This window comes from Pandoraea pnomenusa (genome assembly GCF_040391475.1).
Lineage (GTDB): Bacteria > Pseudomonadota > Gammaproteobacteria > Burkholderiales > Burkholderiaceae > Pandoraea > Pandoraea pnomenusa_C.
The window spans coordinates 189,674-210,781 of the sequence record NZ_JBEBXS010000009.1 but is presented as its reverse complement, the minus strand read 5'-3'; the positions used below and the strand labels follow the sequence as shown (position 1 = coordinate 210,781).

The 21,108-nt window shown below is 64.0% G+C and carries 15 protein-coding genes; 4 read left to right on the top strand and 11 right to left on the bottom strand.

Annotation, left to right across the window (positions count from 1 at the left end; genetic code table 11):
• Positions 1 to 3 precede the first annotated feature (3 nt).
• The 3 genes from ABWO90_RS12380 to ABWO90_RS12370 all read right to left on the bottom strand — a co-directional run bounded on the left by ABWO90_RS12380 (position 4) and on the right by ABWO90_RS12370 (position 3,765).
• Entirely contained in the window at positions 4 to 1,608 is a 1,605-nt protein-coding gene (locus ABWO90_RS12380) for an ABC transporter substrate-binding protein (protein ID WP_502922596.1), read from the bottom strand.
• Positions 1,609 to 1,747: 139 nt separating this feature from the next.
• Positions 1,748 to 2,623 (bottom strand): 4'-phosphopantetheinyl transferase family protein, encoded by an 876-nt coding sequence (locus ABWO90_RS12375; RefSeq protein WP_353191529.1) that lies wholly within the window; start codon positions 2,621 to 2,623, stop codon positions 1,748 to 1,750.
• A 236-nt stretch (positions 2,624 to 2,859) separates the two neighbouring features.
• Positions 2,860 to 3,765: an IclR family transcriptional regulator gene (locus ABWO90_RS12370; RefSeq protein ID WP_353191528.1), complete on the bottom strand. Its 906-nt coding sequence runs from the start codon at positions 3,763 to 3,765 to the stop codon at positions 2,860 to 2,862.
• Between the two features lie 346 nt (positions 3,766 to 4,111).
• On the opposite strand from ABWO90_RS12370, the gene ABWO90_RS12365 reads away from it, so the two are divergent.
• Entirely contained in the window at positions 4,112 to 6,469 is a 2,358-nt protein-coding gene (locus ABWO90_RS12365; RefSeq protein ID WP_353191527.1) for a cytochrome P450/oxidoreductase, read from the top strand.
• Positions 6,470 to 6,569: 100 nt separating this feature from the next.
• Here the strand turns inward: ABWO90_RS12365 and ABWO90_RS12360 are convergent, their stop codons facing one another.
• Both ABWO90_RS12360 and ABWO90_RS12355 read right to left on the bottom strand, forming a co-directional pair.
• Positions 6,570 to 7,790, bottom strand: a complete 1,221-nt coding sequence (locus ABWO90_RS12360) for a multidrug effflux MFS transporter (RefSeq protein WP_353191526.1) — start codon at positions 7,788 to 7,790, stop codon at positions 6,570 to 6,572.
• 175 nt (positions 7,791 to 7,965) lie between these two features.
• On the bottom strand, positions 7,966 to 9,321 hold the full coding sequence (locus ABWO90_RS12355) for an MFS transporter (RefSeq protein WP_353191525.1): 1,356 nt from the start codon (positions 9,319 to 9,321) through the stop codon (positions 7,966 to 7,968).
• Between the two features lie 710 nt (positions 9,322 to 10,031).
• Here ABWO90_RS12355 and ABWO90_RS12350 point away from each other — a divergent pair.
• Complete coding sequence (locus tag ABWO90_RS12350) at positions 10,032 to 10,688, top strand: hypothetical protein (protein ID WP_353191524.1); 657 nt, start codon at positions 10,032 to 10,034, stop codon at positions 10,686 to 10,688.
• Positions 10,689 to 10,792: 104 nt separating this feature from the next.
• Here ABWO90_RS12350 and ABWO90_RS12345 read toward each other — a convergent pair whose 3' ends face one another.
• Together ABWO90_RS12345 and ABWO90_RS12340 are read right to left on the bottom strand one after the other, a co-directional pair.
• A complete protein-coding gene (locus ABWO90_RS12345) occupies positions 10,793 to 11,086 on the bottom strand; it encodes a hypothetical protein (protein WP_353191523.1) in 294 nt (97 codons plus the stop codon).
• Positions 11,087 to 11,347: 261 nt separating this feature from the next.
• A complete protein-coding gene (locus tag ABWO90_RS12340) occupies positions 11,348 to 12,940 on the bottom strand; it encodes an EAL domain-containing protein (RefSeq protein ID WP_353191522.1) in 1,593 nt (530 codons plus the stop codon).
• Positions 12,941 to 13,130: 190 nt separating this feature from the next.
• Between ABWO90_RS12340 and ABWO90_RS12335 the strand changes: the two genes are divergently transcribed.
• Positions 13,131 to 13,682, top strand: coding sequence for a hypothetical protein (locus ABWO90_RS12335; RefSeq protein WP_353191521.1), 552 nt, complete (start codon positions 13,131 to 13,133; stop codon positions 13,680 to 13,682).
• Here the strand turns inward: ABWO90_RS12335 and ABWO90_RS12330 are convergent.
• Positions 13,621 to 14,538 (bottom strand): LysR family transcriptional regulator, encoded by a 918-nt coding sequence (locus tag ABWO90_RS12330; RefSeq protein ID WP_353191520.1) that lies wholly within the window; start codon positions 14,536 to 14,538, stop codon positions 13,621 to 13,623. The two genes, ABWO90_RS12335 and ABWO90_RS12330, sit on opposite strands and share 62 nt — an antisense overlap.
• Before the next feature lie 197 nt (positions 14,539 to 14,735).
• On the opposite strand from ABWO90_RS12330, the gene scpC reads away from it, so the two are divergent.
• On the top strand, positions 14,736 to 16,232 hold the full coding sequence (gene scpC, locus ABWO90_RS12325; protein ID WP_353191519.1) for a succinyl-CoA:acetate CoA-transferase ScpC: 1,497 nt from the start codon (positions 14,736 to 14,738) through the stop codon (positions 16,230 to 16,232).
• A gap of 228 nt (positions 16,233 to 16,460) precedes the next feature.
• Here scpC and ABWO90_RS12320 read toward each other — a convergent pair whose 3' ends face one another.
• The 3 genes from ABWO90_RS12320 to ABWO90_RS12310 form a co-directional block, all read right to left on the bottom strand.
• Complete coding sequence (locus ABWO90_RS12320; protein WP_353191518.1) at positions 16,461 to 18,098, bottom strand: methyl-accepting chemotaxis protein; 1,638 nt, start codon at positions 18,096 to 18,098, stop codon at positions 16,461 to 16,463.
• Positions 18,099 to 18,408: 310 nt separating this feature from the next.
• Positions 18,409 to 18,765 (bottom strand): GFA family protein, encoded by a 357-nt coding sequence (locus tag ABWO90_RS12315; protein WP_353191517.1) that lies wholly within the window; start codon positions 18,763 to 18,765, stop codon positions 18,409 to 18,411.
• A 226-nt stretch (positions 18,766 to 18,991) separates the two neighbouring features.
• Positions 18,992 to 20,866, bottom strand: coding sequence for a methyl-accepting chemotaxis protein (locus tag ABWO90_RS12310; protein ID WP_353191516.1), 1,875 nt, complete (start codon positions 20,864 to 20,866; stop codon positions 18,992 to 18,994).
• Between the last annotated feature and the right edge of the window lie 242 nt (positions 20,867 to 21,108).

Genomic DNA, 21,108 nt, shown 5'->3' with positions numbered 1-21,108 from the left:
GCGTTACTTGACCTTCACCGTCGCGAAATTCTGGCGCCCGAACGGACTCACCTGATAGCCCGACACGTCGGCACGCGTAATCACCGAGGCGACCGGGTGGGCCAGCGGAATCCACAGCGCGTCGTCCTTGATCGTCTTTTGCGCCGCCTGATACTTCGCCGTGCGCGCGGCAATGTCATGCGTGCGCTTGCCATCGCTGATCAGCTTGTCGAGATTCGCGTCGCAGAAGCGCGCGAAGTTCGTGCCCGAAGTCACGGCCGCACAACTGAATTGCGGTGTGAGGAAGTTGTCGGGGTCGCCGTTGTCACCCGACCAGCCCATGAACAACAGGTCGTGCTCGCCCGCCTTGCCCCGGCGAATCAGCTCGCCCCACTCCACGGTCTTGATCTGCGCCTTCACGCCGATCTTCGCCAGATCGCTTTGCAGCATCTCGGCACCCACGCGCGGGTTCGGATTCAGCAGGCTGCCGGCCGGGCGCGTCCAGATGGTCGTCTCGAAGCCTTGCGGGAAGCCGGCGTCAGCCAGCAGCTTCTTCGCCTTTTCGATGTTCAGCGGATAGTCCGCCACGCCCTTCGCATAACTCCACGTATTCGGCGGATACACGTTCACCGCCGGCGTGGCCGTGCCTTCGAAGACCTGCTTGACGTAGCTCGGCTTGTCGAACGCCATGTTCAGCGCCTGACGCACGCGCACATCGTTCAGCGGCTTGTGCTGCGTATTGATGGCGACGAACGCGGTCATGAACGCGGGCGTCTCGACCACCTTGAGCGCCTTGTCGCTGCGCGCAGCCTGTACGTCGAGCGGCTTGGGCGAGAGCGCGATCTGGCATTCGCCGACCTTCACCTTCTGCGCGCGCACGGCCGCATCAGGCACGATCGTGTAGATCAGACGCTCCGACGCCGGGGTGCCGCCGAAATAGGCTTTGTTCGCGTCGTAACGCACGACGCTGTCCTTCTGATAACTGCGGAAGACGAACGGCCCCGTGCCGATCGGCTTTGCATTGAGTTCATCCGTCTTGTTGGCGGCCACGAGCTTGTCGGCATATTCGGCCGAATAGATCGACGCGAAACCCATCGACAACATCGACAGGAACACGGCGTCCGGCTCGGAGAGCGTGAAGCGCACGGTGTTGTCGTCAACCTTCTGCACCGACTTGATCAGCTTGCCCAGCGAGAGCGACTGCGCATGCGGGAAGCCCGACGGCGTGAGCTTGTGCCACGGCGCATTGTCGTTGAGCATGCGATCGAACGTGAAGACGACGTCGTCGGCATTGAACGCGCGCGTCGGCTTGAAGAGATCGTTGCTGTGGAAGCTTACGTTCGGGCGCAGCGTGAACGTGTAGGTCAGCCCGTCGGGGCTGACTTCCCACTTCGTCGCCAGGCTCGGCACCACCTTCGCCTGCGCGGCGTCGAATTCGACCAGACGGTTGAACACCGGATCGGCCGAGGCGTTCGTGGTCGTCAGCGAGTTGTAGCGCACCACGTCGAAACCTTCGGGGCTCGCTTCGGTACACACGGTGAGTGCCTTGGCGTGCGCGGCAAGCGGCACCATCGGCAGGGAAAGGACAGTCAGAACGGCAGCAAGAGTATGGCGCGAGCAACGGCGCATGAGCTTCTTCTCCAGGAAGTCGATGACGGATGGCGAAACAGCGGGCCAGAATAGCGCAAATTCAGGACAGCTGCCCTTCGTCCGCAACATATGGATATTCGGGTGCCGCCACTGCCGTCAACGCTGTCGCATCGAAACGTCAGTTCTGCCAACCGAACGCCCGCATCCGGTGAACGATGCTGTCGCGCGCCGTCACGACCGTCAGGCGCGAACTCACCGACATGTCGTACAGATAGCGCGTGCGCCCTGCGTAGGGCACGCTCACGTACGGATGCGCGAGCAACGGGACCTCGGCGTTCGACGTCAACACCTCCCCCTCTCCTGCCAGACGCGCAAGGCACAGACGGTGCGCCGCATCGCGCGCCACCGCGAATGGATCGGGCGTGGCCAGCAAGCGATCTTCCGGTCGGACGGCAACATCGGCATCGTCGGCACCTGCCGGTGTGGGCGCGTGAGCGGCCAGCGCCAGCGGTCCCTGCCCCAGCACGACGAACAACCACAGCCCTGCGTGCGCCATGTCCACCCAGACTTTGCCGTGCGGCCCGTCGCACGCGAGCGACGACACGCCGGGCGTGGCGGCCGGCACCGGGGCCTGCCCGGGCGGGCAGCGAAACCAGCGACCAAAAATCCAGCGCAACGCGATACGCTCGGAGAGAAAGCGATGGCGCATCTGCGGACGCGGCAATCGCCTCGCGAGCGCGTGCTCTTCTGCCGACAGCCACGTTGTGCCGTCGTCCGGGCCGCCTGCCGCAGCGCCCGTCGCACCGAACGGGCGCCCCGCCAGCAGAAAACGCCACAGCCAAAGCTCGTCGCCGCTGCACTCGGGGAGCGGCGGCGGGACTGCGCTTCGGTGTGCGGCGGCCATGTCGCTGCTCGCCAGGGCACGATGCTGCGCCCCACCCGAGAGCTTGCGCTCCCCCTGCCCGAACTGGCCGAGCGGCACATACGTCATGGACGGCGTGGGGATCGATGCCACACGCGGCGTCAGATCGAGCGTCCGTTTCAACATCAGCATTGACGACCTCCGTCGACGAGGTCTCCGGCGACGCGTCTCGACTTGTCCGCGCTCATCGGTGGCCATTCATTTGATAATGAGAATCATTATCAAATAATAGCACACGCGTCTGGCCTGGATGAGATGAAAAAGCAGGGGAAAGGCGCCGGAATGCGTGTTCGGGATTCCGCCGATCGACGGATCGGAGCGGCGGACGTCGACGGCCGCTTAAGCGGCTGTCGACGTCTTCGAATCACTCAGGCGCCGGCTGGCAGCGGCGGACGGTAGCCCAGCGCATGGCTGGCGGCCAGGGCTTCGCGACGCACGGCCTCGCCAATCGGGCTCTCCAGGCGGGCATCGAAACCGCCCGTGGCGCCGAGCGCCGTGATGACACCGACGAGTCGCCCATCGTAATTGAAGACCGGCGCGGCCAGGGCGCTGATGCCCGTCAAATTGGTATCGCGAACGCTCGCCGCCTGCGCGGCGCGCACCGAGGCTCGCAGTGCGCCGATCGGGTCGGTGGCGTCGAGCAGCGCGCGCTGCTCCGGTGTGGCATGCGCCAGTTCGCCCTCGGCCATCGCCAGCACTTGCGGATCGTCGAGCAAGCCGAGAAAAACGCGCCCCGCCGCAGACCACAGCACGGACATGACCGAGCCGATCCGCACGTTGATCGTCACCGGCAGCCCCGGCTCCTCGAAGCGCACGATGGTCGGTCCCTTGTTGCCCATCACGGCAATGAAACAGGTGACGTCGAAAGCTTCACGCAGACGCACCAGCCCGGGCTCCGCAGCGCGCACCGGATCGGCCTGCCGCATCGCAGCCACACCGATGAGCATTGCCTCGAGACCGAGGTAGTAATGTTGCGAGTCGGCGTCCTGTGCCACGAGCCCCTCCTCCACCAGGCTCATCAGGTACCGGTGCACCTTCGCGGGACTTTGCTGCACGTGCAGCGCCAGTGCCGTGAGGCTCGCACGGCCACCCAGCCGGGCCAGGCCCTTGAGCACCACCATGCCGGTTTCGGCCGATTGCACACGCTGGCGGCGGCCGCGCTCGCGCGGCGCATCGAGGGTATCGCCGCCGGCGGCTGCGACGCCGTCCGTGGCTCGGGAAGCCGCCGCCGTGCTACGCGGGCGTCCGGCTGTAGGTCGTTTGCTTGTCGTCATCGGCGAGATTTTAAGATGCAAATCGATCTTGCCCGGTGTCGGCTCGACTAGAGGTTAACCCCAGTCCACCAATTTACGCAATGCGTATTATATTTACGCTTAATGAATTAACAGAATGCGAGCGCTCGCCAGCATCATGGCGCGAATCGCATCGGATTGAGGAGACGTGGCGCCACCGGGGCGCGAGTTCGGCAACGCAGCGCATATCGCCCGAATTGCCCGGATCGCCCAGATCGCCGGTTCGTCCACCGCTCCTCTACACTTGATTTAATGCGTGTGTCGCCGCGCGCCCTGCCCGGGCCGCCGTCGCACCCGACCGAGAGAGCGTGAACGGATGAATCAATCGATGTCCCCCACCCCCGAGACCCCCGCAGCGAGCGCTGGCGGCTGCCCATTTCATCAGACGGCGGCCACTGCCCCCGCCAAGGCGCCGAACGGCTGCCCGGTGAGCGCGCGCGCGGCCGACTTCGATCCGTTCGAAGACGGTTATCAGCAAGATCCCCCCGAGTACGTGCGCTGGGCACGCGAGCAAGAGCCGGTGTTCTACAGCCCGAAACTCGGCTACTGGGTGGTCACCCGTTACGACGACATCAAGGCGATCTTCCGCGACAACATCACCTTCAGCCCGTCAATCGCGCTGGAAAAGATCACGCCCACGGGGCCGGAAGCCAATGCGGTGCTCGCCTCCTACGGCTTCGCACTGAATCGTACGCTGGTCAACGAAGACGAGCCGGCCCACATGCCGCGCCGTCGCGTGCTGATGGAGCCGTTCACGCCCGAGCATCTGAAGCATCACGAGCCTCTGGTGCGCCAGCTTGCGCGTGAATACGTCGATCGCTTCGTGAACGACGGTCGCGCCGATCTCGTCGACCAGATGCTGTGGGAAGTGCCCCTCACGGTTGCCCTGCACTTCCTCGGCGTGCCGGAAGAAGACATGGACAAGCTGCGCGAATACTCCATCGCGCACACGGTCAATACGTGGGGACGTCCGAAGCCCGAAGAGCAGGTAGCCGTCGCCCACGCCGTGGGCAATTTCTGGCAACTGGCAGGCAAGATTCTCGACAAGATGCGCCAGAACCCGGACGGCCCGGGCTGGATGCAATACGGCATTCGCAAGCAGAAGGACCACCCGGAAGTCGTCACCGACTCGTATCTGCATTCGATGATGATGGCGGGCATTGTGGCCGCCCACGAAACGACGGCCAACGCCACGGCCAACGCAATGAAGCTGCTGTTGCAGCACCCGGATGTGTGGCGCGAGGTCTGCGAAGATCCGTCGCTGATTCCGAACGCGGTCGAAGAGTGCCTGCGTCACAACGGTTCGGTGGCCGCATGGCGGCGCCTCGCCACGAAGGACGTGACCATCGGCGGTATCGAGATCGCCGCCGGGTCGAAGCTGCTGATCGTGTCGTCGTCGGCGAACCACGACGAAGGACACTTCGCCGATGCGGACCTGTTCGACATCCGCCGCGAGAATGCGAGCGATCAGTTGACGTTCGGCTACGGCTCGCACCAGTGCATGGGCAAGAACCTTGCGCGCATGGAGATGCAGATCTTCCTCGAAGAGTTCACGCGCCGCCTGCCGCACATGAAGCTTGCCGAACAGCAATTCAGTTATGTGCCGAACACGTCGTTCCGCGGTCCTGAGCATCTGTGGGTCGAATGGGATCCGGCGCAGAACCCGGAGCGGCACGATCCGGCCGTGCTCTCGCGTCAGGCGCCCGTCCGTATCGGCGAACCGTCGGGGCACAGCGTCACGCGTCCGGTCGTGGTCGAGTCCGTATCCGCCGCTGCCGAAGGCATCGTGAAGCTGCGACTGGTGGCGCCGGACGGCCGCACCCTGCCGCGCTGGGCGCCGGGCTCGCACATCGACATCGAGTGCGGCGACACGGGCCTGTCGCGTCAATACTCGCTGTGCGGCGATCCGTCGGACGCCGGTGCGCTCGAGATTGCCGTACTGCACGAGCCCGACGGTCGAGGCGGCTCGCACTGGATGCACACGCAGGTCAAGGCCGGCGACCGCCTGCGCATTCGCGGCCCGCGCAACCATTTCCGCCTGGACGAGACCACGCCGCGCGCGATCTTCGTCGCGGGGGGCATCGGCGTGACGCCGATTGCCGCGATGGCGCGTCGTGCGAAGGCACTCGGCATCGATTACGAGATTCACTACAGCGGGCGCAGCCGTCACACGATGGCACTGATCGACGAGCTTCGGGCGCTGCATGGCGAACGTCTGCATCTGTGGGTCAAGGATGAGGGGCAGCGCGCCGACTACGCCAGCCTGTTGGCCACGCCGCGCGAGGATACGCAGGTGTACGCGTGCGGCCCGATGCGCATGCTCGACGGTTTGGCCGAGTGCTGCGCGCACTGGCCGGACGACACGCTGCGTGTCGAGCACTTCCAGTCGCAACTGGGCACGCTCGACCCCGAGAAGGAGCACGCGTTCGAAGTCACGCTCAAGGACTCCGGCATTACGGTGACGGTGCCCGCAGACCAGACGCTGCTCACGGCACTGCGCGCGGCGAACATCGACGTGCAGAGCGACTGCGAGGAAGGCCTGTGCGGATCGTGTGAGGTGCAGGTGCTCGACGGAGACGTGGACCACCGCGACGTGGTGCTCACGCGTGCCGAGCGCGACGCAAACAGCAAGATGATGTCGTGCTGCTCGCGCGCCTGCGGCAAGAAACTGGTGCTGGCGCTGTAACGCGCAGACCGATCGGATCGACATGCCGGGGAAATATCCCTGCCCGGCATGTCGAGACCTGATGGCTCGCTGAGGCGCACCCCTGGAAGGTGCGCCGCCATCAATGCCCGTGAGCGTGGCCCGGATCGCGCAGCATGGTCATCAACGCGATCAGCGCCAACACCGCGAAGCCGCACATGACAGCGACCAGCGGACGCGGCGTGCCGTCGTTGAGCACGCCGAGCAAGCCGCCGGCAGCAAAGCCGAAGCCGTATTGCACGCTCCCGACGAGCGCCGCCGCCGCGCCCGCACGCGTCGGGTGGTTCGCCAGCGCCCCGGCGACCGAGTTCGCCGTGATGATGCCGCGCAGCGACATAAACAGGAACAGCATCATCACCATCAGCGGCAGTATCGCGTAGCCCGCCCACACCGTAGCGCACAGCGCCGTCGTGACGATGGCGCACCCGATGATGCCAACACGCATCAGACGGTACGGACCGATCTGCCCCACGCGACGCGAGTTGAAGACCGTCATCGCCGCCATACCCACGATGTTGATGCCGAACAGCACGCCGAAGAACTGCGGCGAGACATGGAAGTACTCCATGTACACGAGCGGCGTGCCGGTAATGTAGGTGAACGACGCGCCGAAGACCGCACCGCCCGCCACCATGTAGCCGACGAAATGCGGGTCGCGCAGCAGATGCCAGTACGAAGCGAGCACGGCGCGCGGTCCCCCCGACTGGCGCGCACTCACCGCCCCCGTCTCCGGCAAGCGCCAGAGTGCCAGCATGGCCACTGCGCCGAACAGCGCCAGCACCCCGAAGATCACGCGCCACGTGGTAAAGCGCAACATCTGTCCGCCCACTAGCGGCGCGACGATCGGCGCCACGCTCATGACCAGCAGCATGATCGAGAAGGCGCGCGCACTGTTTCGCGGACCATAGACGTCGCGCACGATGGCCTGCGCAATCACCGGCATGGCACAGCCGCCGAGCGCCTGCACGAAACGCCACGCCATCATGTGGTCCATGCTGTCGGCGAACGCGCAACCGATGCTGCCGAAGATATACAGCGCGATGCCGGCGGCCATCGGGCGACGGCGACCGAAGCGGTCTGCCAGCGGGCCCCACAGCAGTTGCCCGAAAGCGAAACCGAGGAAGAAGTAAGACAGCGTAAGTTGGGCGGCGGCGGCACTTGCGCCCAACTCGTGGCGCATGGTCGTCAGCCCCGGCAGATACATGTCCGTCGAGGCCGGGGCGATCATCATGAACAGGCCGAGAATGCCCAGCAACACGCGCTCGGCAGGCAATGCAGGAGAGATTTCGGACGTCGTTGTCATTGTCGTTCTAGTTATTCAATGCGACGCGTGGCGCATCGCAACGGCCGCCGCAAAATGAACGACGCCCGCCATGATAACGCTGGCGGGCGTCGGACTTTCATACTCGATGGTTATCGCAGCCCTAACCGCTGCTCATGGTGCGCGCGGTCGGCGTCGATGGACGTCATGGGCGCGCTCAAGCGGCCGTGGCCGTGCGCAGGTTGCCGCCATCGGCGCGCTGCGTGCGGGCGATCGCCAGCACCCCGATCAGCGACACGCAGGCAGGCACCGCTGCCGCCAGGAACAGCGACGACGACGACCATTGCAGGTGCATCAAGGCGCCGCCCAGCACCGGGCCCAGCACCGAGCCGATACGGCCGATGCCCAGGCTCCAGCCGATACCCGTCGAGCGCAGCGACGTCGGGTAGTACGTTGCCGCGAGCGCGTTGAGCGCCGGTTGACCGCCGATGATCGAGAAGCCCGCGAAGAAGATCGCGATGAACACCGCCACCATCGACACCATCACCACCGGGTTGCCAATCGCGGCCGTGGCGGCAATGGCGATCAGGAACGTGACGGCAAGCACGCTCGTGAAGCCCACGCGATCGATCACCCGGCCGAGCAGCAGCGTGCCGATCACGCCCCCCGCCCACAGCGCGGTACCCGCCATCACGGCGACCTGCGTCGAATAGCCTGCATCGCGAATCACCGTCGGCAGCCAGTTCGACAGGAAGTACATGTCGAGCAGGTTGGCGAAGTTGATGACCCACAGGAGCAACGTCACGCGGGCGCGGCCGTCCTTGAACAGTTCGATGAACGGCACGCCCTTGGCCTTCTGTTCGTCGAGTACGAAACGCGCGTCGGCCGGCAGGCTGGCCGTCGGGGCCACACGCTGCAACTGCTTGCGAATGCGCGCCGCATCGCTCTTCTTGAACATCAGGAATTGAATCGACTCGGGCAGCGAAACCCACATCAGCAGGCCCAGCACCAGCGGAATCGCGCCGCCGATGTAGAACACCGCGCGCCAGCCCAGGCTCGGAATGATGGCGGCCGTGATCAGGCCGCCGACCACGCCACCCAGCGTGAAGCCGCACGACACGATCATCATCAGCGACACGCGAATGCGACGCGGGCTGTACTCACCGGCGAGCGCCATCGCGTTCGGCATGATGCATCCCAGGCCCAGACCCGCAGCGAAACGCCAGACGATCAGCTCGGTAATCGAGTTGGCAAAGCCCGTCACGATCATGCACACGGAGAAGAACAGCGTCGCGCCGATCAGCACGGGACGGCGCCCCAGCTTGTCGGCCAGTGCAGAAAAGGTCAGCGAGCCGACCAGCATGCCGAACAATCCGGCGCCGAACACCGGCGAGAGCGTTTCCTTGGCGATGCCCCACTCGCGGATCACCACCGGCGCCACGTAGCCCATCGCCTGGACATCGAAGCCGTCTACCACCAGACACATCGCGCACAGCGCGATCACCCACCACTGATAGCCACCCAGACGACTCTCGTCGATCAGGGTGCCCACATTCACTTCTGCTGCTTTCATCCTGTCTCCAAACGTTCTCGCAACTTCGTGTCATTGCGTTCCGGTCGAGGCGCCGGTTTTCCCTTGGTTGCCTCGTCCCAGGCACCCTGCCGCCCGGGTCGGGCATGCAGAGTCTTCCAGATGCGCATTCGCAAGCGGCAAGCCGCCTCCCGGCACATCCAAAATTACGCTTTGCGGAAGTTTATCCCGCTGAACGTAAATCGATGCTTGGTGTTAACACTGATATTCCCGCCAGATGCCAGCGCCGATGTCACCAGCACGGCACGGTGCCGCCAGCGCGTCTGTTCCGACAAACGAGATTTGAATATGTGGTTTTTCTCCATCGACAGGATCCAGCGATGTCCAGGACTTTGCCCTATGGCCATACGGGGCATGGAGAAACGTGAAGCGCGCGTGAAGAAGCGGCGAATTGTCGCAGCTGTGGTTTTTCTACAGATTTTTTTGACAAAGGTTTACCTGTCTAGGGATTTCCCTGATATAGTTGCACCTGTCTCCTCCACCTCCTCCTGGTGGATTTCACGGCCAGCAACGCGCTGGCCGTTTTTTTTGCCTGTACGGTTCGCACGGCTTTGTGTGACTGGGCGCGTGACCTGCCTGCGCGTCGCCGTACCGGTGACCGGTCTTTCGCCTCTGGCGTCGATAACGGCGTGTAATGCCCCCGCACGATCCGTCGTGCGGCGCGCACGTCATGCTGCGCTACACTCCTCGCCATGAAAATCGCTCCGCTCGTCTCGCTGCTGTGTGCCCTGCCGTTGGCCGGTTGTTATGTCGTGCAGTATCCGGGAGGCGCACTCGCGCTTTCACCTGATCCTGTCGTGCCGCAGGCCATGCGCGCCGCGCCAGGCACGGCCGGTGCCGCCGATGGCGTTTCGACTGCGCCGGTGCCCACACCGAGCATTACCGCAGCCCCCGTCAGGACTACGCCGATGCCGCCACCGCCTGCCGGGATCACATCGCAACCGCGCTATCCGAACGATTCGCCGGTGCCGCCGGATTACCGGCCGCAGACATCGCCGTCAGCGCGCGCGCCCGTTTATCCAAACGGTTCGCCAGTGCCACCGGACTACGTGCCGCCTGCGCCGCCGCCGGGTGCGGCGGCCGCGACCTATGCACCCGCGCCGGCAGATCCGGGGTATGCAGGCTATCCGCAGTATTCGACGTATGCGGCGTCTCCGAGCTATCCGGTGACGTACGCTGCCTATCCGATCTATCCGACCTATCCAACCTATCCGGTCGCGTATCCCGCATATGCACCGATGTATCCGGCGTATGCGCCGTCGCCGTGGGTCAGCAACGTGTCGTTCTCGGTGGGTTGGGGGCGAGGCTGGGGGGGATGGGGCGGTCGCTGCTGCCATCGCTGGCACTGAGCGAGCGCGATCCGAAGACGTGCGGCACCGTCGATGCACGCACGAGAACGCGCGCCAGACGGCATGACGCACGCGTCATGCCGGGCACGGCATTGGAATTTGAATCAGTGAGACGTCCGCGATAGCTGCGGCGAGGCGGCGGCAGCGTTTTCGCTCGCGACGCGATCTTCGATGCGTCGCTCGGTGCGTTTTCGGATCTGTTCGGCGGCTTCCGACGCGTCATGCGCATCGACGCTCGAGAATTCGCAACGGCCGATGTAGTGCCCATCGCAATAGGCATCGACGGCGCCGTCGAAGCGTTCGTCCGCACGCGGCGTCACGGCACCTGCCAGCTCGTACGGTCGCCCAGGCGACGAATGGCTGACATAACGCCAGGAAAAATGAAATGAGTCGGTCACGTGTCCCCCTTCTTTACCTGCTGTGAAGCGACAGCTATGGAACTGCCTGCCAACGCTGTTTTTTGGGGAATCGTAACATGTTCGTCATTTCCGACCCACAGTCGGAAAAAAAAGCGGCTCGCCAGATTGGCGAGCCGGGCAGTCCGTGGAGGTCGGGGGCACATCAGGACCACGGTGAATCCACTGTAGTGGCGAATGGCTGTCGTTATTCTCGGTAATTTGCCTGATGCGCTGCCGCAAATATTACAAATCCCTTCACGGTCATGCCTTCTCGTCGAGCGCCTCGTTCACCGGCGGCACGCAGGCATCTCTCAGGCCACCGTCCAGATCCTCTGCGACGACCGCCTTGCCGAATAACCACCCCTGCCCGATGACTCGGGGATGGATGGCAAGCATATAGGCGGCCTGCGCTTCCGTTTCCAGCCCCTCCACGATCACGTCGACGTTGAGCAGCGTCGCCATTTTGCATATCTGATCGACGATGGCACTGCCCACGGCGTCCTTGCCGATGGCCTGCGTGAACATACGGTCGATTTTCAGCGCATCCACGTTGAGCGTCGACAAGTAGGCCAGGTTCGAGAAACCCGTGCCGAAGTCGTCGATGTGAATCTGATAGCCGTCGACCCGCAACCGGTCGAGCGCCTCGCGCAAGCGCTTCATGTTGTCGGTGGAGCGCTCGGTGATCTCGAGCGCGATTTGCGCACGCGGCACACGCAACGACGCCGCGAGATGGTTCAGATATGTGTGGAACGTGCGGTCCACGATGTCGGTCGCCGCGAGGTTGATGCTGATGTGGAACTCGGGATCGGCGAGTGCCCGCCCGTGCATCTCGATCAGGGCACGCCGCGCGACCTGCCGGGTGATGAGCCCGATCACGCCGCGGCGCTCGGCAATCGGGATAAACATCTCCGGGGAGATCGGGGCGCCCGCGCTGTCGTTCAGACGCGCCAGCGCCTCGACACCGACCATCTTGCGATCGCTCAGGCGCACCAATGGCTGGTAGACGACGAAAATGTCGCCGCTCTCCGCCGCGTGCTGTGTCACCCAGTCGATCGACATGCGGTAGCGGCGGCGAGAGCGCCACCAGAGCCCCAGGATCGCGCCAGCCGCTACGCCGATGACCAGCACCAGTGTCAATCCCAGCGGATTGGTCAGGATATTCGACGAAACATACACGGCCGACGCGCACACATCGGCACTGTTGGAGCAGCTGGAGAACCGCCGAAGCGTACCAATGTCGAGCCAGCGCGATTTTCGCCCCGGCTCGATCTTCTGCTGGTCGTCGAACAGGCCCGCCCGCCAGAACTGGAATCGCAGGTCGTTTGTCGACGCCACCGAGGCGAAACCGGGCTCGGGTGTCGAGAGCCTTTCCGGCAGCACCGGCGGACTGAAGACGACCACATCGCCAAGGCCGACAGCATTGACCTGCACGCCCGGCGTGACGATGCCCGAAAGCGTGTGCCAGAGCTTTACACCGTTGCGGGTCTCGTGATCGGGGGGCGGCAGCTCGGGCTCCGGGTTCAGGCGCCCGGCCACGGCGGAACACAGCAGGCGCGAGTCGTGAACCCGGCCGATATCGTGAAAGTACGGGCTGCGCATGGCGACACGGCGCAGCACGACGAGATCTTCGTCGGTACAGGGCACCGCACCGCTGTACATTGCGCTTTGCAGCGCGTTGCGGCTCGAGACCGACGCGTCGGTCATGAAGCCCATGATGTCGTGCACATAGGCTCGCAGCCGAAAGTCGTCGACGCGCGTCTGTACGATCTGCCCAACCAGCAACATCACCAGCATGCCTGCGATGGCACCGAACAGCAGGGGCAGCCATCGTGTCAGCCTTCTGAGCGTTTGCATGGAGTTTGCCGTCCACGTAGCGCCCCCGGATCCCTTCGGGGCATGCCCGAAGTGTAGCTCACCCTCGCCGATGCATCGGATTGCCACACGTTCGGCTTGCACAGCCACGCCTCGCGGCCCTCCCGGAGTGGGACGAAATGGGGTCGGCACTCGGTTACCGTGGCGACGTCTTCCCCCCAACGGCCTCGCCATGACGCTCAAATTTCGCCACCCAGCGAACGGGGATGTCGTCGAGATCACATATCTGTCATGTGTCGCGGCGTTCTTCCTTGGCCCGCTCTACCTGCTGGCCTACGGCTTCGCGTGGCACGCGCTCGCCTGGACGGTCCTGGCCATCGGCCCCGCGCTGATCTGGGACACCGCGCTTGCGATCTCCCTGCCCGCCACGTGCCTGTTTTACTCGCTGCTGATCCACCCGCTGCTCGTGGGTCGACTGCGCGCCAACGGCTGGGTACCCGCGAGCGACGACGCCGTTCCGAGTCCGCGCCAGCGCGGCTACGACGCCTATGTGGATTCGCCGAATACTGGTCGCGCCAGCGCGGGCTTTGCACTCGCCCCCGTACTGCCGACGCTGGCCAGTGCGCCGGCGGCCGCCACAGCAAGCGTGTCCTCGGCCGCAGCAAACGAAGCCCCCTCGCTCGCCGGCGACGAAAAGTCCTGTCTTTTCTGCGGCGAAACCATCAAGCGTCAGGCGATCCGCTGCCGTCACTGTCTGGCAAATCTGCAGGCAACATCTCGATAAAACGGTCCAGCGCCGCCGAGCCGTGATTCTCGCGATACGCGAGACTGATCGGCGCGAGCGGCTCCTCTCCTTCAATGGGCCAGAACCCCATGCCCGGCGTTCGGATCTGACTGACCGACGCGGGCACCAGCGAGACACCGAATCCCGCGGCCACCATCGGCACAATCGACGTGATCTGCGGCGCTTCCTGCCCGAGTTTCGGCCGGAATCCCGCTGATTCGCAGGCCGCAATCGTCCGGTCGTAGAGTGCCGGACTGATCTCGCGCGGCAGCAAGATGAACTCCTCATGCGCCAGCGCCGACAGTGGCACCCGCTCGCGCGCGCACATCGGATGGCCGAGCGGCAGGACCAACACCATCGGCTCGTCAGCCACCAGCACACTCTCGATTCCCGGCGGAAATTCGAACGGCGTGCGCACGAACGCCGCGTCGACCGTTTCATCCAGCAATGCGCCGAGCAGACTCGCCGTGTTGCTTTGCTGTGGATGCAACTGGACATCCGGATACCGCGCACGGAAATCGCGAATCCAGGCGGGAATACGTGGCTCGAAGTATGTCGCGCCCGCAAAACCGATGCGGATATGCCCCGCTTCGCCCCGCGAGATTTGTTGCATCTGGCGCTTGACCCGCTCGACCCGCTCGAGAATCTGCCGCGCTTCCGGCAGAAAAGCCTCGCCCAATTCCGTCAGCACGACATCGCGCGGCAATCGCACGAATAGCGGCCCGCCCAACTCGGTTTCCAACTGCCGGATCTGCAGGCTCAACGGGGGCTGCTGAATCCCGACGCGCGCCGCCGCCCGCGTGAAATGACGCTCTTCGGCGACCGCAATGAAATATTGCAAATGCCGCAACTCCATGCCCGCTCCCGTCTCAGCCCGTCCCCATCAGGGGTTGGCCAGATGAATACATAAAAAGTATGAAAACAACATGTTCAATATATTGGAAATGTGACCGATGGGTCAATACACTTCGAGTCAAGCGTGAGCCGGCGCCCTACCCGAGCCGGATGCGCTGAATTCAAGAGATTCGAATAAGAGAGACGAGGAGCATCACGATGTTTGAAGATCGCATCCGCCTGGCGTCGCTGCGCGACCGGGTGATGAGCGCCGACGACGCTGCCAAGCTGGTCGGTGACGGCATGGTGGTCGGCATGAGCGGGTTCACCCGCGCCGGCGACGCCAAGGACATGCCGATTGCGTTGGCCAAGCGCGCGAAAGCGCACCCGATGAAGATCACGCTGATCACCGGGGCATCGCTGGGGCACGACTCCGACAAGACACTCACGGAAGCCGGCGTACTTGCCAAGCGCCTGCCCTTCCAGGTCGACACCACGCTGCGCAGCGCGATCAATCGCGGCGACGTGATGTTCGTCGACCAGCATCTCTCCGAAACGGTGGAATTCCTGCGCACGGGCCAGTTCGGCAAGCTCGACGTTGCGGTGATCGAAGCCGTCGCCATTACCGAAGACGGTGGCCTCGTGCCAAGCTCGTCGGTCGGCAACTCCGCCAGCTTCGCGATCCTCGCCGAGAAAGTGATCGTCGAGATCAACCTCGCGCAGCCGTTGGCGTTCGAGGGCATGCACGACATCTGGATTCCGGGTCAGCGCCCGCACCGCACGCCGTTGCCGATCGTCGACGTGCGCGACCGCGTCGGCACGAACGTCGTGAAGATTGCGCCGGAGAAGATCGCCGCCATCGTTATCACCGACACGCCCGATAGCGCCTCGAACGCGCTGCCGGCCGACGCCGAGACGCAGATGATCGCCGGCCATCTGATCGAGTTCTTCCAGCACGAAGTCTCGCGCGGACGCCTGCCGCACACCCTGCCCGCCATCCAGTCGGGCATCGGTACGATCGCCAACGCGGTGCTCACCGGTTTCATCGACTCGCCGTTCGAAGACCTCACGATGTACTCCGAGGTGCTTCAGGATTCGACCTTCGAACTGATGGACGCGGGCAAGATGGTGTTCGCTTCGGGCTCGTCGATCACGGTTTCGCAAGCCGTCCAGGATCGCGTGTTCAAGCACCTGGAGCGCTATCGCGACAAGCTCGTGCTGCGTCCGCAGGAAGTGAGCAACCATCCGGAAGTGATTCGTCGACTGGGACTGATCGCGCTGAACACGGCGCTGGAAGCCGACATCTACGGCAACGTGAACTCCACACACGTGGGGGGCACGCACATGATGAACGGCATCGGCGGCTCGGGAGACTTCGCGCGCAACGCCCGCATGGCGATCTTCGCAACGAAGTCGATCGCCAAGGACGGCAAGATTTCCAGCATCGTGCCCATGGTGCCGCACGTCGATCACAACGAGCATGACGTGGACATCATCGTGACCGAACAGGGCCTGGCCGATCTGCGCACGCTGGCACCGCGCGAGCGCGTGAATCTCGTGATCGACCATTGCGCACATCCGAGCTATCGCGAAGTGCTGCGCGACTACTATCGCGACGCACTGCGCTACGGTGGACAAACGCCGCATGCGCTGGAGCGCGCTTTCGACATGCACGTGAACCTGCGCGAGCGCGGCTCGATGCTGGCAGGGAAGTGATATCGGAACCGGCCGCCTCATTACCGGGGGGCGGGTGGCCGGACACCGGTTGTGCGGCATCGACGACATTCGCCGGTGCCGGAAAGCACATGGGACGCATGCGGTCCCGTGGGCCTGACGCTGGTGAGAGCGTCAGGTATTCGCGGCTCGCCAGCGTGCGCAGGCGAGCCGCTTTTTATTGCCGGTGAGACGAGCGCGCCTTATAAGGCCCAAGCAACGCCCAGGCGCTCAGGCGCGCAACCGTTGCGGCGGCGTGTAGTTGACCGCCTCCGCATGGAATGACGGCTGCGCCGCCTGCGACGCCTGGGCCGTGCCATCCAGACGGAAGATCGATACCAGTTCGCGCAGCCCGCCCGATTGTGCGGCCATCGACTGCGCCGCTGCCGACGCCTCTTCCACGAGCGCCGCGTTCTGCTGCGTGACCGTATCCATCTGCATGACCGCCTGATTGACCTGTTCGATGCCGGTACGCTGCTCGGTCGACGCGGCGGCGATCTCCGCCATCAGATCGGTGACGCGCCGGACCGCAGTCACGACCTCGTCCATCGTGCTGCCCGCCTCGGAGACGAGCTTCGCACCGTCGCTGACCTGGCGCGTCGAGGCGTCGATCAGTTCCTTGATTTCCTTGGCTGCGTTGGCGCTGCGCTGCGCCAGCGTGCGCACTTCCCCGGCCACCACGGCAAAGCCGCGCCCTTGCTCCCCGGCGCGGGCGGCTTCCACCGCAGCGTTGAGTGCCAGGATATTGGTCTGGAAGGCGATGCCTTCGATCACGCTCGTGATGTCCGACACGCGCGCCGAACCTTCCGAGATCTCGCGCATCGTCTCGACGACCTGACGCACCACTTCACCGCCACGCTGCGCGATTTGCGAAGCGTTGGACGCCAGCATGTTGCCCTGATCGGCGTTGTCGGCGTTCTGCTTGACGGTCGTCGTGAGCTCTTCCATGCTCGCCGCCGTTTCTTCAAGCGACGCTGCCTGCTGCTCCGTGCGCGACGACAGGTCCGTGTTGCCTGCGGCGATCTGCGCCGAGCCGGTGGCAATGCTTTCGCTGGTATTGCGCACCTGACCCACGACCTGCGCCAGCTTCGTGTTCATGTCGCGCAGCGAGCCGAGCAGTTGGGCGAGTTCGTCCTTGCCCTGCACGTCGATGCGCGAGGTCAGATCGCCACGCGCCACCGTTTGCGCGATATCGACGCAGCGGCCGATCGGCACCGTGATCGAGCGTGTGATGATCAGCGCGATCACGATATTCACGCCGAGCGCGAGCAGAATCAGCACGATCGCGGCGATGAAAGCGGTGTGATAGTTGGTCGCGGCGGCGTCTGTCGCTTTCACCGAGCCGGCCCGGTTCACTGCCACGTGTTCGGACAAACGCTGGCTCAGCACGTCGAACGCCTTCACTGCGTCCGTCATGGCCAACGTGCGCGCTTGCGTCTTCGCATCGTCGTCGCCCTTTTGCAGCTCGGCGATGCGGTTGTCGATGGCCAGATAGCTGCCCCACGCTTCGCGCACTGCGTCGTAGGCCCGACGATCCACGTCGGAGGCCACCATGCTGTTGTAGCTCTCGAGCGTCTTGTTCATCTGGTCGATGGCCGCCAGACGCTTGTTCGTTTCATCAACGCGCGAGCTGTCGATCGTGGTGAGCAGCACGGCCAACGTGGCGCGACGAGTGGCATTGGCCGCCACTTGTGCCTTGCCGAGCGTTTGCACGCTGGGCAGCCAGTTATCGGCGAGATCGCGCGTGCCCGCATAGATACGCGACGCCTGAAACACAGCCATGCCACCCACAATGCACAGCAGAATCAGCGTGATGGCGAACCCGACGGTCAACCGCGTGCCGATTTTGAGACTACCCAAGAACTTCATGCCCGCTCCAAATGCGAAAAAAACCAAACCATCGCATTTCATAACGGGCAAGCATCCGAGAATCTTGAGTCAATTCACCCCTGATTCTCACGCTATGGCTTTTCAAACCTTCCGGACCGGAGAATTCCGAACGGATTCCAAGAAAAAACGAATGCCGGTTTCACACATCAAATCCGGCATTGCGAATATCCACGAAGAAATATCCGTGTTCGTATATTAATTAATCTATTAAAACGAATACCGAAATACGAAGACGTGTTCGCCGCGTAAGACATCGGCAGCCCAGCAGCGAACCGCCTTACCGACAGGCTTACTTGCTGGCACCGTCGAACGGCGCGGGATGCACGGTGTTCAGGTCAATTTCATCGATACAGCGCACGTTGACCGCCGCCATCGGGGTGCCGTCCGGCATTTCGCCAAAGGCAAAAGCCTCGACGCCACACCTGGGGCAAAACTGATGCCGGATCACATGTTTGTTGAACAGATACTCATTGGCTTTTCCCACGCCAGCCGTCTGCGAAAACTCGCCCATCGGCGTAAAGGCGAGAATCAAACCACGCTTCTTGCAGATCGAACAATTGCACGCAATTGTTTTGGACAAATCAATATTTGCGGTAAATCGCAAATCACCGCAATGGCATCCACCCTCGTATTGCTGATTCGCCATGTCGTGTCTCCTGACTTCGATGGGGATTTCAGACTGGCGGGTATCGATCGGCATTGCACCGGATCGGGTCGAGATCTCGCCAGCGTGTGCCCTATTGTGCGACAGATTTCGGCGGGCGGGAGAAGGCGAAGGCGGGGGTGATGGCGTGATGACGAGACTTCGAAGACCGGCGGTGACGCCGCCGGTCTTTTCCTGCGAAGCATCCGGCGTTGCCGGATGCGCTGGCTCAGGCGGCCAGTGCCGGTTCGTCGCGCTGTGTGCCGGCGGCTTGACGCACGATCGTCACGCCGTGACGGCTGTGCTCGCGCAGCTGGAACAGCGCGACAGTGTCGGCCAGATTACGCGCCTGCTCGCTGAGCATGGCCGACGCCGCCGCCGACTCCTCGACCAGCGCGGCGTTCTGTTGCGTCGACTGATCCATCTCCGCGACGCTGCGATCGATCTGGCTGATGCCGGTGCTCTGCTCCGTCATGGCGCTATGGATCTCGCCGATCAGACGACGCACGCGTGCAATGCCGTCGACGATCTCGCCCATCGTGTCGCCAGCTGCCTGCACACGCTGCGTGCCGCTCTTGACGTTCTGCACGGAGGCTTCGATAAGCGTCTTGATTTCCTGTGCCGCCGCAGCGCTGCGTTGCGCGAGCGTGCGCACTTCGCCGGCCACCACGGCGAAGCCGCGGCCCTGCTCCCCGGCGCGCGCCGCTTCCACTGCGGCGTTGAGCGCCAGAATGTTCGTCTGGAAGGCAATACCGTCGATCACGCCGATGATTTCGGTGATGCGCTCCGACGACTGCGCGATCTCGCTCATCGTGGTGACCGCCCCCGTGACCACGTCGCCGCCGCGTGCCGCCGCTTCGCTCGCGTCGTTGGCGAGGCGCGTGGCATGCTCGGCCGCTTCGGCCGTCTGCTTGACGCTGGCCGTCAGCTCAGTGAGCGCCGCCGACGTTTCCTGCAACGTGCCCGCCGAGGCCTCCGTGCGCTGAGACAGGTCGCGGTTGCCCGTCTCGATCTCGCTGGTCGCCGACGTCATGCCGTGCACGCCCGAGCGCACATCGACCATGACCGTGCTGATCTTGTCCACGAAGGCATTGAAAGAACGGGAGATCTGCGCGACTTCGTCGTGACCGATGACGTCGAGACGTCGCGTGAGATCGCCGCCCCCCGAGCCGATGGTGTCCATGGCGTCGCGCACCTGCGACAGACGGCGAAACGCCTGCGAGGTGAAGAAGCTCGCAATGCCGATGGCACACAGCGTAAGCACGATCAGCGTGATCACCGTGGCACTCAGCACACGCGACAACCCGGCGGTGGCTTCCGCCTTGTCGAGTGCCACGACAAACAGCCAGTCCGTGCCCGGCACCGGCTGCACCTTGAGCAGTTTGGTGTCGCCGCCGAGTTCGACTTCCATCGGTTCGGTGGCGCGCTCCAGACCGACGAGCGCATCAGGGGTCAACGTCTGGGCGAGATCGCTCGACTGCTTGAGCATGAGCTTTTCGTCGGGATGCGCGATCACGAGACCGTCGCGCGAGACCACGAAGGCCAGGCTCGACGGCGTCGGATGCACAGCCTTGACGACTTCCTGGACCGCGTCGAGCGGCACGGCACCGCTCACCGCCCCTTGTGTCTGACCGTCGCGCAGAATCGGCGCGGCGAACGACACGTACAGCTTGCCCGAGGCGATGTCGGCGTACGGCTTGACGACCGTCAGCTTGCCTGCGGCGGTCGCGCCCTTGTACCAGGGGCGCACGGTCGGATCGTAGTCCGGCGGCGTGGGACCGCTCGAAAAGTAAGACTTGTCGCTCCAGCCGATGCTGGAGATCGGGAAACCGTTCGTTGCACCAAGCAGTTTGGTGAGCGCCACGCCCTGTTCGCCCTTTTCGACGGCGGCGGCGGTGCCTACGACCGATTGGCCCTTGGCGGCCGCCCAACGCTCCACGGCGAGCGTGTTGCCGCGCGCGACGGCGTCGAGCGTGTTGGCGATGGTCGACATCATGCTGTTGCGCACGATGACGTAAGTGGTAATGCCGGAGAGGATCAGTGCACCAATAACGGTGGCACACGCGATCAGGATGATGCGTGTTCTAAGCGAAGATACTGTCATGCTGTCTGGACAGGCAGGCCTGCGGCGATTGGGGGGTCAAAGACAGGAAACCGGCGCCCAGGCCACCGGCTCCACGAGGTGGGATTCCACCCCAGCACTTACGGCAGGCGGCGGGATAACTTTAGGTGTTAACCCGGAACTTCACAGTCATCCATCGCAAATCCCCCGGAAATGGCCGTGCGGCGGCCGTCGCACATCGTTATGGATGGCGAAACATCAGGCGTGCGAATTTGATGGGGATG

Bases quoted from the DNA above. Each gene is read 5' to 3' on its own strand.
- ABWO90_RS12370 (WP_353191528.1), bottom strand. From the start codon at position 3,765: ATGACGACAAGCAAACGACCTACAGCCGGACGCCCGCGTAGCACGGCG.
- ABWO90_RS12380 (WP_502922596.1), bottom strand. From the start codon at position 1,608: ATGCGCCGTTGCTCGCGCCATACTCTTGCTGCCGTTCTGACTGTCCTT.
- ABWO90_RS12375 (WP_353191529.1), bottom strand. From the start codon at position 2,623: ATGCTGATGTTGAAACGGACGCTCGATCTGACGCCGCGTGTGGCATCG.
- ABWO90_RS12340 (WP_353191522.1), bottom strand. From the start codon at position 12,940: ATGCAAACGCTCAGAAGGCTGACACGATGGCTGCCCCTGCTGTTCGGT.
- scpC (WP_353191519.1), top strand. From the start codon at position 14,736: ATGTTTGAAGATCGCATCCGCCTGGCGTCGCTGCGCGACCGGGTGATG.
- ABWO90_RS12365 (WP_353191527.1), top strand. From the start codon at position 4,112: ATGTCCCCCACCCCCGAGACCCCCGCAGCGAGCGCTGGCGGCTGCCCA.
- ABWO90_RS12310 (WP_353191516.1), bottom strand. From the start codon at position 20,866: ATGACAGTATCTTCGCTTAGAACACGCATCATCCTGATCGCGTGTGCC.
- ABWO90_RS12320 (WP_353191518.1), bottom strand. From the start codon at position 18,098: ATGAAGTTCTTGGGTAGTCTCAAAATCGGCACGCGGTTGACCGTCGGG.
- ABWO90_RS12350 (WP_353191524.1), top strand. From the start codon at position 10,032: ATGAAAATCGCTCCGCTCGTCTCGCTGCTGTGTGCCCTGCCGTTGGCC.
- ABWO90_RS12355 (WP_353191525.1), bottom strand. From the start codon at position 9,321: ATGAAAGCAGCAGAAGTGAATGTGGGCACCCTGATCGACGAGAGTCGT.
- ABWO90_RS12315 (WP_353191517.1), bottom strand. From the start codon at position 18,765: ATGGCGAATCAGCAATACGAGGGTGGATGCCATTGCGGTGATTTGCGA.
- ABWO90_RS12330 (WP_353191520.1), bottom strand. From the start codon at position 14,538: ATGGAGTTGCGGCATTTGCAATATTTCATTGCGGTCGCCGAAGAGCGT.
- ABWO90_RS12335 (WP_353191521.1), top strand. From the start codon at position 13,131: ATGACGCTCAAATTTCGCCACCCAGCGAACGGGGATGTCGTCGAGATC.
- ABWO90_RS12360 (WP_353191526.1), bottom strand. From the start codon at position 7,790: ATGACAACGACGTCCGAAATCTCTCCTGCATTGCCTGCCGAGCGCGTG.